Origin of the sequence: Nocardiopsis sp. NPDC058631 (genome assembly GCF_042716955.1) — a bacterium.
Lineage (GTDB): Bacteria > Actinomycetota > Actinomycetes > Streptosporangiales > Streptosporangiaceae > Nocardiopsis.
In genome coordinates this window covers 1-13411 of the sequence record NZ_JBHXQY010000080.1, presented here as the reverse complement: position 1 = coordinate 13411, position 13411 = coordinate 1, and the positions used below count along the sequence as shown (strand labels likewise).

General features: G+C 74.0%; 11 protein-coding genes. 10 read left to right on the top strand and 1 reads right to left on the bottom strand.

Going from position 1 to position 13411, the window contains the following annotated elements; translation table 11 throughout:
- Positions 1-97: 97 nt before the first annotated feature.
- Entirely contained in the window at positions 98-2590 is a 2493-nt protein-coding gene (locus ACFWTE_RS22480) for an ATP-dependent Clp protease ATP-binding subunit (RefSeq protein ID WP_378781721.1), read from the bottom strand.
- A gap of 288 nt (positions 2591-2878) precedes the next feature.
- Between ACFWTE_RS22480 and ACFWTE_RS22475 the strand changes: the two genes are divergently transcribed.
- From ACFWTE_RS22475 to ACFWTE_RS22430, 10 genes are all read left to right on the top strand, one after another.
- On the top strand, positions 2879-3880 hold the full coding sequence (locus ACFWTE_RS22475) for a substrate-binding domain-containing protein (protein ID WP_378781719.1): 1002 nt from the start codon (positions 2879-2881) through the stop codon (positions 3878-3880).
- Between the two features lie 50 nt (positions 3881-3930).
- Positions 3931-5445 carry a sugar ABC transporter ATP-binding protein gene (locus ACFWTE_RS22470; protein WP_378781718.1) on the top strand — a complete coding sequence of 505 codons (1515 nt, stop codon included), beginning with the start codon at positions 3931-3933 and terminating at the stop codon, positions 5443-5445.
- 14 nt (positions 5446-5459) lie between these two features.
- Entirely contained in the window at positions 5460-6470 is a 1011-nt protein-coding gene (locus ACFWTE_RS22465) for an ABC transporter permease (RefSeq protein ID WP_378781716.1), read from the top strand.
- Between the two features lie 121 nt (positions 6471-6591).
- Positions 6592-7677 (top strand): zinc-binding dehydrogenase, encoded by a 1086-nt coding sequence (locus ACFWTE_RS22460; RefSeq protein ID WP_378781714.1) that lies wholly within the window; start codon positions 6592-6594, stop codon positions 7675-7677.
- Complete coding sequence (locus ACFWTE_RS22455) at positions 7674-8939, top strand: hypothetical protein (RefSeq protein WP_378781713.1); 1266 nt, start codon at positions 7674-7676, stop codon at positions 8937-8939. The genes ACFWTE_RS22460 and ACFWTE_RS22455 overlap by 4 nt, the downstream gene beginning before the upstream one ends.
- Position 8940: 1 nt before the next feature.
- Complete coding sequence (locus tag ACFWTE_RS22450; protein ID WP_378781712.1) at positions 8941-9696, top strand: SDR family NAD(P)-dependent oxidoreductase; 756 nt, start codon at positions 8941-8943, stop codon at positions 9694-9696.
- Positions 9697-9718: 22 nt separating this feature from the next.
- Positions 9719-10450, top strand: coding sequence for a FadR/GntR family transcriptional regulator (locus ACFWTE_RS22445; RefSeq protein ID WP_378781711.1), 732 nt, complete (start codon positions 9719-9721; stop codon positions 10448-10450).
- Positions 10447-11592, top strand: a complete 1146-nt coding sequence (gene dgoD / locus ACFWTE_RS22440) for a galactonate dehydratase (RefSeq protein ID WP_378781710.1) — start codon at positions 10447-10449, stop codon at positions 11590-11592. Before ACFWTE_RS22445 ends, dgoD begins: the two co-directional genes overlap by 4 nt.
- A gap of 8 nt (positions 11593-11600) precedes the next feature.
- The gene (locus ACFWTE_RS22435; protein ID WP_378781709.1) at positions 11601-12470 is read left to right on the top strand and encodes an SMP-30/gluconolactonase/LRE family protein; all 870 of its coding nucleotides are present in this window, start codon (positions 11601-11603) and stop codon (positions 12468-12470) included.
- A 484-nt stretch (positions 12471-12954) separates the two neighbouring features.
- A complete protein-coding gene (locus tag ACFWTE_RS22430) occupies positions 12955-13398 on the top strand; it encodes a hypothetical protein (RefSeq protein WP_378781707.1) in 444 nt (147 codons plus the stop codon).
- Positions 13399-13411: the final 13 nt, after the last annotated feature.

The following is a 13411-nucleotide window of genomic DNA, read 5'->3' as shown; positions in this document are numbered from 1 at the left end:
CCGGACGCATCGCCGGACCCCTTCTCCCAAAGGCCGGGGGCACGGCCCGCCCCCGCCCCCGCCCCCCGGCCTCCGGCCGCCTCGGAGAGGGGCGCCCTCAGAACGCGGGCACGGTGGAGATCCGCAGGTCGTCGTCGTCGCCCACGTCCACGATCACCTGGTCGCCCGAGACGATCTGCCGGTCCAGCACCATGCGCGAGAGGCGGTTGCCGACGGTGCGCTGGATCGTGCGCGCCAGCGGCCGGGCACCGTAGGCGGGCTCGTACCCGCGCTCGGCCAGCCACGACACCGCCGCGTCGGAGAACCGCACCGTGATGTCCTGCGCCCGCAGCCGCTGTTCGAGGCGCTCCAGCATGAGCCGGGTGATCTGGGCCAGCTCCTCGCTCGCCAGCTGCTGGAAGACGATGACCTCGTCGATCCGGTTGACGAACTCGGGCCGGAACTCCTCGCGCAACCGCCGCATCACCCGCTGCTCGGTGTCGGGGTCCATCTGGCCGTCGGCCGTGAAACCCATCGGCCCGCCGCCGGTGATCGCCTCCGACCCCAGGTTGCTGGTCATGATGACCACCGTGTTGCGAAAGTCCACCGTCCGCCCCTGGCCGTCGGTCAGCCGGCCGTCGTCCAACAGCTGCAGCAGCAGGTTGAACACGTCCGGGTGCGCCTTCTCGATCTCGTCCAGCAGGAGCACCGAGTACGGGTTGCGGCGCACCGCCTCGGTGAGCTGGCCCGCCTCCTCGTAGCCGACGAACCCCGGAGGGGCGCCGGTGAGGCGGCTGGTGGTGTGCCGCTCCTGGAACTCGCTCATGTCGACGCGCACCATGGCCTCCTCCGACCCGAACAGGGCCTCGGCCAGCGCCCGCGCCAGCTCCGTCTTGCCCACACCGGTCGGCCCCAGGAACAGGAAGCTGCCCACCGGCCGGTCGGGGTCGCCCAGCCCCGCCCGGGAGCGGCGGATCGCCTCGGAGACCGCCGTGACCGCCTCGTCCTGGCCGATCACCCGCGTGTGCAGCACCTCCTCCAGGTTGACGAGCCGGTCCCGCTCCTCCTGGGTGAGCTGGGCGACCGGGATGCCGGTGCTGCGGGAGACCACCTCGGCGATGTCGGCGCCGGTCACCTCCGGCACCGCGGAGCCGGTGCCGCGCGCCTGGTGGACGGACCCCCGTGCGGCGGCGATCTCGTCGCGCACCGCCGACGCCCGCTCGTAGTCCTCCTCCTGGACCGCCTTCTCCTTCTCCTCCTCCAGCTCCCTGATCCGGTCCTCCAACTCGCGCAGGCCGGAGCTGGAACCCCGCAGCCGCAGCCGCACCCGGGCGCCCGCCTGGTCGACCAGGTCGATGGCCTTGTCCGGCAGGAACCTGTCGCTGACGTAGCGGTCCGACAGCTCGGCCGCCGCGACCAGGCCCTCGTCGCTGAACCGCACCTGGTGGTGGGCCTCGTAGCGGTCGCGCAGCCCGCGCAGGATCTCCACGGTGTCCTCCACCGACGGTTCGGACACCTGGATGGGCTGGAACCGGCGTTCGAGGGCGGCGTCCTTCTCGATGTTCTTGCGGTACTCGTCCACCGTGGTCGCGCCGATGACGTGCAGCTCGCCGCGGGCCAGCGCGGGCTTGAGCATGTTCCCGGCACTCATCGACCCCTCGGCCCCGCCGGCCCCCACGATCGTGTGGATCTCGTCGATGAAGATGAGGAGCTCGTCGGCCTGGGCGCGGATCTCGTCCACGATCGCGCTCAGGCGCTCCTCGAAGTCGCCCCGGTAGCGGGTGCCCGCCACGATCCCGGCCACGTCGAGCTGGACCAGGCGGCGCCCGCGCAGCGTCTCGGGGACGTCGTCGTCGAAGATGCGCTGGGCGATCCCCTCGGCGATCGCCGTCTTGCCCACACCCGGGTCGCCGATGAGGACCGGGTTGTTCTTGCGCCGCCGGGCGAGCACTTCGATGCACTGCTCGACCTCGTCGTCGCGGCCCACGACCGGGTCCAGGCGCCCCTCGCGCGCCAGGGCCGTCATGTCGGTGCCGAACTCGTCCAGGGTGGGCGTGGACGAGGGCTCCTCCTCGTGCCGCTCCGCGGGGGGCACGGGCCCGGCCGCCTTCTGGAGCGCGGGCGGGGTGATCCCGGAGTCGCGCATGAGCCGGCCCACCGGGCTGTCGGGGTTGACGGCCAGGGCGAACAGCAGGTGTTCGGGCGTGATGCTGGAACTGCCGGTGGCGCGCGCGATCTGGAGGGCGTCCAGGAGGGCGCGCTTGGCCGCGGGGGTGAGCCGGACCGATCCGCGCACCGTCCGGGGAGCCTGCGCCACCGCCTGGTCGATCACCTCCGTGAGCTGGTCGGGGTTGGCGTCGGTGCGTCCCACCAGCTCGCGGGTGGGCTGGTAGTGCAGCAGGGCCCACAGCAGGTGGACCGTGTCCACGTCGGCGCCACCTGATTCCAGTGCGCGGCGCACCGCGGCGTCGGCCACCTGCTGGGCGTCGGCACTCATCAGCTTGGACAGGTCCACGCGGCGGACCGGCCCCCGCGCCCCGAGGAACCGGGCCAGGAACTCGTCGAAGGACCCGGGCTCCTCGCCGCGGTCGTCGGGAAAGTCGTGTGTCATCTGGTCTCGTCCCCCGTGCGTGTGGTGACATGCCATCGCCAAGTAGTGACTCGGTCACCCTACGTGAAAGGCCGTGGATCGGAGTGCCCCCGGGTGCGGCCGGGTCGCGGGGTCCGCGACCGCCGGGTTCCGTTGCCGGGTCCCTCCCGGAGTGGCGTCCACCTCCGGAAAAAATAATTAATTAGTATTTATTATTGACGTTACCTGCGTCACGGTGGCATGCTCTCAACCAGCCACACAGGTGTCCGCGCAGGTGAGAGCGGACGCCGCCACACAGGGAGGTCCCCCATGGAGAGACGACCGCGGCGCTTCCGCGGACGCGCGCTCGCCGTACTCGCGGTAGCCGTGTGCGCGGTGACGCTCGCAGGGTGCGCCGGAGGAAGACTCGGCGAGGACGGCCGCATCGGCGTCGTCTACATGGACGCCCAGGGCTACTACGCCGGAGTCCGCCAGGGCATGCAGGACCACGCCGACGAGTCCGGGCGCGAACTCCAGCTCCTCGAACTCAACGCCCGCGGCGACGCCTCCGAGGAGAGCACCTTCGTGGACGTCGCCGCCTCCGCGGGAGTCGACGCCCTCGTCCTGTCGCCGGTCTCGGCCACCGCCTCGATCCCCGCCCTGCGCCTGGCCCACGAGAGCGGCATCCCCGTGGTCTGCTACAACACCTGCATCGAGGACGGGGCCGCCAGGGAGTACGTCACCTCCTACATCCTCGGGGACCCGCACGAGTTCGGCCGCCTGCTCGGCGAGGCCGCCGCGGAGCACTTCGAGGCCGAGGAGGTCGACGACCCCAGGATCGCCGTCCTCAACTGCGAGTTCGTCGAGGTGTGCGTCCAGCGGCGCGAGGGCTTCGAGGAGGCACTCTTCGACCGGCTCCCGGACGCGGAGATCGTCGCCAACCAGCAGGGCGCCACCATCGACGAGGCCGTCGACGTGGGCGAGCGGGTCCTGACCGCCCACCCCGACCTCGACGCCTTCTACGGCGAGGCGGGCGGCGCCACCATGGGCGCGGTCCGGGCCGTGCGCAGCAGCGGCCGCACGGGCGACGTCGTCGTCTTCGGCAGCGACATGTCCACCGACGCCGCCCGCGCCCTGTCCGACCACACCGTCCTCAAGGCCAACGTCGACATCTCCGGCATCGCGGTCGGCCGCATGGCCGGGGAGACGGTCGAGGACATCATCGCGGGCGAGGAGGGCGACGAGTTCGTCACCAACGCGCCCATCGACCTCTACACCACGCCGGAGGACGGCGCCCAGTGGCTGGAGGAGCACCCGGACGGCATCCCGTGACCGGCAGCCCCCACCCCAGCCATCCCACCCCTCCCACCAGTGGAGCACCCATGAGCGTCACCCCCGCGGTGGCCGCCGACGCGGCGGTCGTGGCCCGCACCCGGGCAGCGAGCAAGGCCTACCCCGGGGTCCGGGCCCTGGTCGGCGCCGACTTCGAGGTCCGCGCCGGAGAGGTCCGCGCGCTGCTCGGCCGCAACGGAGCCGGAAAATCCACCCTCATCCGCGTCCTCTCCGGGGTGGAGACCCCGGACGAGGGCGAGGTCGAGATCGACGGGCAGCCCCTCGGTGAGGGCGGCGTCCGCCGCGCCACCGCGCTCGGCGTCGGCACCGTCTACCAGGAACTCAGCCTGGTCCCGCAGCTGTCCGCGGCCGAGAACCTCTACCTCGGGGCGTGGCCCACCACCTCCGGGCGCGTCGACCACGCCGCCATCAGGGCCGGGGCCCGCCGGGCCTTCGCCGAACTCGGAGTCGACATCGACCCCGCGGCGGCGGCAGGGGACCTGCCCCTCGCCCAGCAGCAGCTCGTGGAGATCGCCCGCGCCCTGCGCTCGCGCCCCCGCCTGCTCATCCTGGACGAGCCGACCAGCGCCCTGGCCGCCGGCGAGGCCGACATCGTCCTGGAGGCGGTCACCCGCGTCGCCGGGAGCGGCGTCGGCGTCATCTACGTCAGCCACCGCCTGGACGAGATCCGCCGCGTCGCCGACACCGTCACGGTCATGCGCGACGGGGCCGTCGTGGAGACCGTCCCCGTGCGGGGCGCCACCACCGCCCGCATCGTCTCCCTCATGCTCGGCCACGACGAACAGGAGCAGGACAGGCCCCACAGCCGGGTCGACCGCTCCGGCACCCCGCTGCTGTCCGTGCGCGGACTGGCCGTCCCGCCCAAGGTCGGCGACGTCTCCTTCGACGTCCACCCGGGCGAGGTCCTGGGCCTGGCGGGACTCATGGGGTCGGGGCGCACCGAGATCCTGCGCGCCCTGGCGGGCTTCACCCCCGCCACCGGCACCGTCGAGGTCGAGGGCGCGACCGTCGCCAGGCCCACGCCCCGCACCATGAAGCGGCTCGGCGTCGGCATCACCCCCGAGGACCGCAAGGGCGAGGGCGTCGTCCCGCTCCTCGGCGTCTCCGAGAACATGGTGATGACCTGGTTCGGCGGCGCCTCCAGGGCAGGGACCGTCCTGCCCTCCCGGGTGTCGGCCCTGGGCAGCGAACTCATCGAGCGCCTCTCCATCAAGGCCGCCCGCCCCGACACCCCCATCGTCAACCTCAGCGGCGGCAACCAGCAAAAGGCCGTCATCGGCCGCTGGCTGCACGCCGGAAGCCGCATCCTGCTCCTGGACGAGCCCACGCGGGGCGTGGACGTGGAGGCCAAGGCCCAGATCTACCGCATCGTGCGCGAACTGGCCGCGAAGGGCGCGGCCGTCGTCTTCGTCTCCAGCGAACTGGAGGAGCTCCCCCTCGTGTGCGACCGCGTGCTCGCCCTGCGCGGCGGACGCCTCGAAGGCGAGTTCACCGGCGACGACATCACCCTGGACAACATCATGGCCGCCGCGATGGCGGCGTGAACGGCGAGGAAGCTATGACCACCACCACCCAGGTCACCGGCGAGGCGGTCTCCGCCCGCGGCGACCTCATCGGCCGATTCGGCCCCCGTCTCAACGAGATCGGCCTGCTGGCCGCCATCGTCCTCCTCTACGTCGTGCTCGGCTCCACCGCGGCAGGGTTCCTGAGCCTGGACAACCAGCTCGGCCTCCTGCGCAACGCCGCGGTGATCGGCATCGCCGCCTGGGGCGTCACCCTGGTGATCGTCGCCGGCGAGATCGACATCAGCATCGGCCCGGCGGTCGCCTTCGCGTCCGTCATCGTCGCCAAGGGCGCCACCGAGTGGAACCTCGGCGTGGGCGGGGCGATCGTCCTCACCCTCGTGATGGGCGTGCTCTGGGGTGCCCTGGCCGGATGGCTGCGCGCCCGGTTCAACGTCCCCTCGTTCATCACCACGCTCGGACTGTGGAGCGTCCTGGGAGGGCTCGCCCTCTACATGACCGACGCCCTGCCCGTCCCGCTGCCCGAGAGCGCCGTGTTCGACGTCCTGGGCGGGTCCGTCCTGGGCGTGCCGACCGCCGCACTGGTCATGCTGGTCCTGTTCGCGGTCTTCGCCTACGTCTCCCGGTACACGGCCTACGGCCGCTCCGTGTTCGCCACCGGCGGCAACGCCGCCGCGGCCCGCCTCGCCGGGATCAACGTCTCCCGGGTGCGCATCGTGCTGTTCGCCACCACCGGGCTGCTCGCCGCGATCACGGGCGTGCTCATGGCCGCCCGCCTGGGCTCCGGCAACGGCGGCGCCGCCGCCGGGCTGGAGTTCGACGTCATCGCCGCCGTCGTCATCGGCGGGACCGCCCTGGCGGGCGGCCGGGGCTCCCTCGGCGGAACCTTCCTCGGCGTCGTCTTCATCACCGTCATCGCCAACGGGCTGGTCCTGCTCGGCGTCAACTCGTTCTTCCAGGACGTGGTGCGCGGCCTCATCATCGTGGCGGCCGTCCTCGTCAACGTCATCATCAGCAGGCGCGAGTCCGCCCACCGGCTCACCTAGCCGGCCTAGCCGACGCGCCTGCGGGACCCGCGGGTCCCGCAGGCGCCCGGACCCGAGCCGGGGCGGTCCGCCACGACCGCCCCGGCCGCACGCCGTCCGCACGAAGAAACGGGGGACACCCATGAACGCGACCACAGCCCCGCTCCCGGCCACCATGCCCGGGGTCCGCCTGCCCGGCGACTCCACCGCCGTCGTCGACACCCTGCCCGTGCCCGAACCCGGCCCCGGGCAGGTCCTGCTCCGGGTCGGGGCGTCCGGCATCTGCGGCAGCGACATCGGGTTCATCTACCACGAGCACAAGACCCACCGGGGCGTCGACGGACCCGCCTACCGCGGCGTCGTCGCCGGCCACGAGCCGTCCGGCACCGTCGTGCAGGCCGGGCCCGGGTGCCGCCGCTTCGGGGCCGGGGACCGGGTCATCGTCTACCACATCGCCGGCTGCGGGCTCTGCGACAACTGCCGTCGCGGGTTCATGATCAGCTGCACCGACTCCTCCCGCGCCGCCTACGGGTGGCAGCGCGACGGCGGCCACGCCCGGTACCTGCTCGCCGACGAGTCCACCTGCGTGCCCCTGCCCGACGAGCTGTCCTTCGTGGACGGCGCCCTCATCGCCTGCGGGTTCGGCACCGCCTACGAGGGGCTGCGCCGGATCGCGGTCAACGGCGACGGCGACCTGCTCGTCGTGGGCCTGGGGCCCGTCGGCCTGGCCGCGGGCATGATCGGCCGCGGCATGGGCGCCGCCCGCGTCATCGGCGTCGAACCCTCCCAGGTGCGCCGCGACTGGGCCGGCACCCTCGGCGTCTTCGACGCCCTGGCCTCTCCGGAGGAGGCCGCCCGGACGGTCGGCCGGGTCACCGGGGGACGCGGCGCGGCCACCGTCATCGACTGCTCGGGGTCGCGTCCCGGCCGCTCCCTGGCGCTGGAGAACGCCGCGGAGTGGGGCCGTGTGTCCCTGGTGGGCGAGGGCGGGACCCTGGAGACGGAGGTGTCCGACACCCTCCTGCACAAGCAGCTCACCCTGTACGCGTCCTGGGTGACCTCCCTGCCCGCCATGGCGGAGCTGTCGCGGAACCTGGTGCGGTGGGGCCTGAGCCCCGAGCGCGTGGTGTCCGACCGCTTCGCGCTCACCGACGCCGACGACGCCTACCGGCTCGCCGCAGGCGGCAGCCGGGGCAAGGTCGTTCTGGTCGACGGGGACGACCTGTGACCGGCGCGGTCACGGTCGAACGCGACACCTCCGGGGCGCACGAACTCGTGGCCTTGGACAACGGGGTGCTGCGGGTGACCGCCGCCCCCGCGCTCGGCGGGCGCGTCCTCTCCGTCCGCCACCTGGGACGTGAGCACCTGTACCGCAACCCGCGCCTGCTGGGGGAGGACCTCCAGCCGGTCGCGGGCGTCGTGCTCGGCCCTGTCGGCGGTCCGATGAGCGCCTGGCACAACGTGGGCGGCGACAAGACGTGGCCCGCGCCCCAGGGGTGGGACGGCCCCGACCAGTGGGCGGGGCCGCCCGACCCGGTCCTGGACTCGGGGGCCTACGCCGCAAAGACCGCCACGGCCGGCGACGGCTCCGCCACCCTCACCATGACCAGCGCCGACGACCCGCGCTCCGGGCTCCGCCTGGTCCGCCGCCTGACCCTCGAACCGGGCGCCTCCGGCTACCGGCTGGACCTGGAGGCGGTCAACACCTCCGGCGTCCCGCGCGAGTGGGCCCTGTGGAACGTCACGCAGATCGAGGGCGGGCACGGCACGGACCGGCACGCCCCCGGCCGTGCGGCGCGGCCGATCCAGGAGGGCGCCGGGAACGGCGGGAGCGCGGACGCGGACGGCCACGGGGTCTACGTCGGCGTGAGCGGCACCGGCCCGCACACCGTGCCCCTGGTCGCGGGCGACGCCAACCCCGCGACCGCCGCGCACACGCCCTCGGTGGTGCGCGTACCCGCACAGGACGTCGTCGGCAAGGTCGGGTTCCCCACGGCCTCGGGCTGGCTGGCCCACGTGGGCGCGGCCGGCACCCTCACCCAGCGCTTCGCCGTGGACGAGGGCGCCGCCTACCCCGACGGGGGATCACGGGTCCAGGTGTGGCTGGAGTACCCCGTCGCACACCCCCTGGAGCACCTGGGCGGGCTGCGGCCCGTCGACAGGGTCGTCGAGTGCGAGGCGCTGGGCCCGCTCACCGCGCTCGCCCCGGGCGGGAGCACCGCCCTCACCGTCGAGTTCGGCTTCGGCACGACCACCGGCCCCGTCATCGGCGTGGACCCCCGGGGCTACTGGGCGCAGCCGCCCGGCACGGGGTCCGCGCAGGGCGGGGACCCGTGGCCCCGCGCGGTCTTCACGGCCCTGCGGGAGGGAACACCCGACGGGGGCCCACCGCCGCGCCCGCACACCGGCACGGCACCCGCCCCCGGGCCCGGCACACCCGCCGTCGCCGACCGCACACGCACACACGAACACCACCCTGACCAGGAGTGACATGACAGACAGCAGGCACGAGGGGGTCACCGCCGTGGTCACCGGCGCGGCCCGGGGCATCGGCGAGGCCACCGCCCGCCGCCTGGCCGCCGAGGGCGCCTCGGTGGTGCTGGCCGACCTCTCCCCCCGGGTGGAGGAGGCGGCCGAGCGCGTGCGCGCGGACGGGGGCCGGGCCCTCGCGGTCCGCGCCGACGTGTCCGACGAGGACGACTGGGCGCGCCTGGTGGACGCGGCCCGCACCGGGTTCGGCCCGGTGGGGGCCTTGGTGTCCAACGCCTACACCGTCGAGGTGGCCCCGGCCCACGAGACCACGCTCGCCTCCTGGGAGCGTCAGCTGTCGGTCAACCTCACCGGCGCGTTCCTGGGGGTGCGCGCCTGCCTGGACGACCTCACCGCCCAGCGGGGGAGCGTCGTCCTCACGTCGTCCGTGCACGCCTGGTTCGGGCTCCCCGGGCGCCCCGCCTACGCCACCACCAAGGGCGGCCTCACCGCCCTGACCCGGCAGCTCGCCGTCGAGTACGGCCCGAGCGTGCGCGTGAACTGCGTCCTGCCGGGCCCCATCCTCACCTCCGCCTGGGACGAGGTGCCCGAGGAGGACCGCCGCGACAGCGTCGCCCAGACCGCGGCCCGGCGCTTCGGCGACCCCGCGGAGGTCGCCGCCGCCATCTCCTTCCTGGCCTCCGCGGAGGCCTCCTACGTCACCGGGGTGAGCCTGCCGGTCGACGGAGGGTGGAGTATCTACAAGGCGTCGTCGTGACGCACCGGAAGGGGAGGGACTGATGGCGGCCTACTCGGGGCGCGGAGTGCACGGCCAGACCGTGCGGTTGCTGGGGGAGCGCGTGCTCTCCGGCCGGATCGCCGAGGGCGAGACGATCGACCTGGCCGTCCTCAGCGACGAACTCGACCTCAGCCTCACCGCGATCCGCGAGGCGATCAAGGTCCTGGCCGCCAAGGGCCTGGTCGGCTCCCGGCAGCGCAAGGGCACGTTCGTGCGCCCGCGCGGTGACTGGAACCTGCTCGACCCCGACGTGGTCAGGTGGCAGATAGCGGCGGGCGCCGGGGACGTGTTCTTCCGGAACCTGGCCGAGCTGCGCGAGGCCCTCGAACCGGCCGCCGCCCGCCTGGCGGCCCTGCGCTGCACCGCCGACGACGTCACGGCGCTGCGCGCGGCCGTGGCGGAGATGGCCGAGTCCGGCGAGGCCACCCCCGAGGCCGCGGCCGAGGCCGACCTGCGCTGGCACCGGGCCCTGCTCTCCGCCACCCGCAACGAGCTGTACACCCGCACGGACGTCTTCTTCGCGGCCGGGCTCTCCGAGCGGGACCGCCTGGTGCACGGAGGGGCCCACAAGGACCCGGTGCCCAGCCACGCCGCCGTCACCGAGGCGGTCGCGGCGGGGGACCCGGTCGCGGCCGAGAACGCCATGCGCACCCTGCTCGACCAGGCCAGGGAGGACCTCCTCCGCGCCACCGCGGAAGGCGCACACGACGACGATCTGGAGAAACCGCAGTGAGGATCACCCGCATCGAGACGTTCCTCGTCCCGCCCCGGTGGCTGCTGTGCCGCGTCGAGACCGACGACGGGATCGTGGGCTGGGGCGAGCCGGTGGTGGAGGGGCGCGCCGAGACCGTGCGGGCCGCCGTCGGGGAGCTGTCCGACCTGCTACTGGGGGAGGACCCCACCCCCGTCGAGCACCACTGGCAGCGCCTGACCAAGGCCGCGTTCTACCGCGGCGGCCCCGTGCTCTCCAGCGCCGTCGCCGGACTCGACCAGGCCCTGTGGGACATCGCGGGCAAACGCCTCGGGGTCCCCGTCCACCAGCTCCTGGGCGGCCCGGTCCGCGACCGGGTGCGCGTGTACGGCTGGGTCGGGGGCGACGACCCGGCGGAGCTGGCCGACGCGGTCTCCGCGCGGGTGGAGTCCGGGCTCACCGCCGTGAAGATGAACGCCTCCGGTGTCATGGGCCGCTCCGCCACCGTGCGCGAGATCGACGCGATCGTGGACCGCCTGGCCCAGGTGCGCGAGGTCCTGGGCCCCGACCGCGACGTGGCCGTCGACTTCCACGGCCGGTTCAACGCCGCCACGGCCCGCAGGGTGCTGCCGCTGTTGGAGCCGCTGCGCCCCATGTTCGCGGAGGAGCCGCTCCTTCCCGAGTACGGGCACCTGCTCCCGGACATCGTCCGGTGCAGCCCCGTGCCGATCGCCACGGGTGAGCGCCTGTACGGGCGCACCGACTTCCTGCCCGCGCTCCAGGCCGGGATCGCGGTGGCCCAACCGGACCTGTCCCACGCCGGGGGCATCTCCGAGGTGCGGCGCATCGCCTCGCTGGCCGAGACCTTCGACGCGGTGCTGGCGCCGCACTGCCCACTGGGCCCGGTCGCCCTGGCCGCGAGCCTCCAGATCGCCTTCGCCACCCCCAACTTCCTCATCCAGGAACAGAGCATCGGCATCCACTACAACAAGGACGCCGAACTGCTCGACTACGTCGTGGACCCAGGGGTGTTCGCCTTCCCCGACGGGAACATCCACCGTACGGACGCCCCCGGGCTCGGCGTGGAGGTGGACGAGGACGCCGTGCGCCGCGCGGACCGTGTGGGGCACCGGTGGCGCCCGCCGGTGTGGAGTCACGACGACGGATCATTCGCGGAATGGTAGGAGTGCCGATGGAACCGGCGATCAGGATCTGGAGCGAGGACCGCTTCGAGCTCGGCGAGGGGGCGCGCTGGGTCGGCGGCGACCTGCTCATGGTGGACATCCTCCGGGGCCGCCTGCTCAGACTGGACCCCGGCGGGCCGGGCCCGGCCGACGAACTGGCCTCCCTCGACGTCCCCCTGGGAGCGGTCGCCCCCGTGCGGCACCGGGACGGTGCGCTCGTGGCCGCCGCGGGCACCGGTGTGGCCCTGCTGACGGGGACCGGGGGCGGGACCGCAGCCCTGGAGTGGCTGGGCCGCCCCGAGGACGGCGCCGCCACACCGATGCGCATGAACGACGGCTGCTGCGACCCCCGGGGCCGGTTCTGGGCCGGGTCGATGGCCTACGACGGCACCCGCGGTGCCGGGTCGCTCTACCGGGCCGACCCCGGCGGAGGGGTCACCCGTGTCCTGGACGGCTACACCGTTCCCAACGGGCCCGCCTTCACCCCCGACGGCTCCCGCATGTACCTGGCCGACAGCGCCGAGGGGCGCATCGACGCCTACGCACTGGACGCCGAGGGCAGGCCGGGGGAGGCGGCCGTGCTGGCCCGCGTCGACGGGGGCAGCCCGGACGGCATGCAGGTCGACGCCGAGGGCCACCTGTGGGTCGCGGTCTGGGGTGCGGGGCGCGTGCACCGCTACGCGCCCGACGGGACGCTGGTCCGGGTGGTGCGGGTGCCCGCCGCGCAGCCCACCAGCGTGTGCGTGGTCGGCGACCACGAGCCCACGCTCCTGATCACCTCGGCCACCGTGGGGCTCACCGACCCGGGCCCCGCCGACGGTGCGGTGTTCGCCCTGCGGGTGGACGTGCCCGCGGCTCCGGCGGTCCCCTTCGGCTGAACCGGCGAGGCCCCGGGGCGGGGCGGTACGGCCCCGGGGGCGGGGTCCGGCCGGGCCCCGGGCAGGCGCGACGCGCGCACTGTCGGCGGGAGCGGGGAGGCAGGGCGGCGGTACGGGCCCGGGACCGGAAATGACGGGACCGGGCCCACGTGTGTTCGCTTCGTGCTCACGCGGGTACTTTCCGTAGGGCGGTGGTGCGTGCCGCACCCGGGCCGCCCGGCCCGGCGGGTACCTCCCACCGCTCCGCGCCCCCGGCCACCTGGCCGGAAGGGCCCCTTCCCTCCCTCACCTCCGAGCAGATCAGCGCCGTTCGAGAACCCCGCCGACGGCTCAGGGGCCCCGGCCCCTCCCGCTCCGGCTGGGCGCTCGGCCACCGCGACTCCCTTCCCGCCCCCTGCCCCGGGGGGAAGGCCCGCGCGTCCGTGGAGGACGGCACGTCCGCGAAACCGCCCGGCTCCCCGCCCAGGCCGAGAAGGAAGACGACATGCCCCGACACCGCCGGTTCGAGAAGGACCGCCCCCAGACCCTCAAGCCCGCCGAGTGGACGTCGCTGGAGTTCACGTCCGTGGTGGACGCCGACCACGGAGGCGAGGCCACCGGCAGCCTCTACAGCCTCGTCGGCGTCAACGAGAAGGCCGGAGCCCTCTACGACTTCTCCGTCGGGGTGACCATCGCCGGCCTGTCCGGCGGGGCGGAGGTGCGCATCCGCGCCACCGAGTACGAGCCGGACGGGGAGGGCGGGTGGGTGTACGCCCGCAACCGGCCCGTCGACAGCCCGGTGCACGTCGGGGGGAACGGCCACTTCACCTACTCGTGGAAGGGCAACCTGGCCAAGGGGCGCAGGGTACGTGTGCGGCTGATCCAGCAGGGCGACACCGACGCGTCCATCACATCGGCGACCTCGGACGTCTTCTACTGGCCGAAGTAGCCCAGGGCGAGGG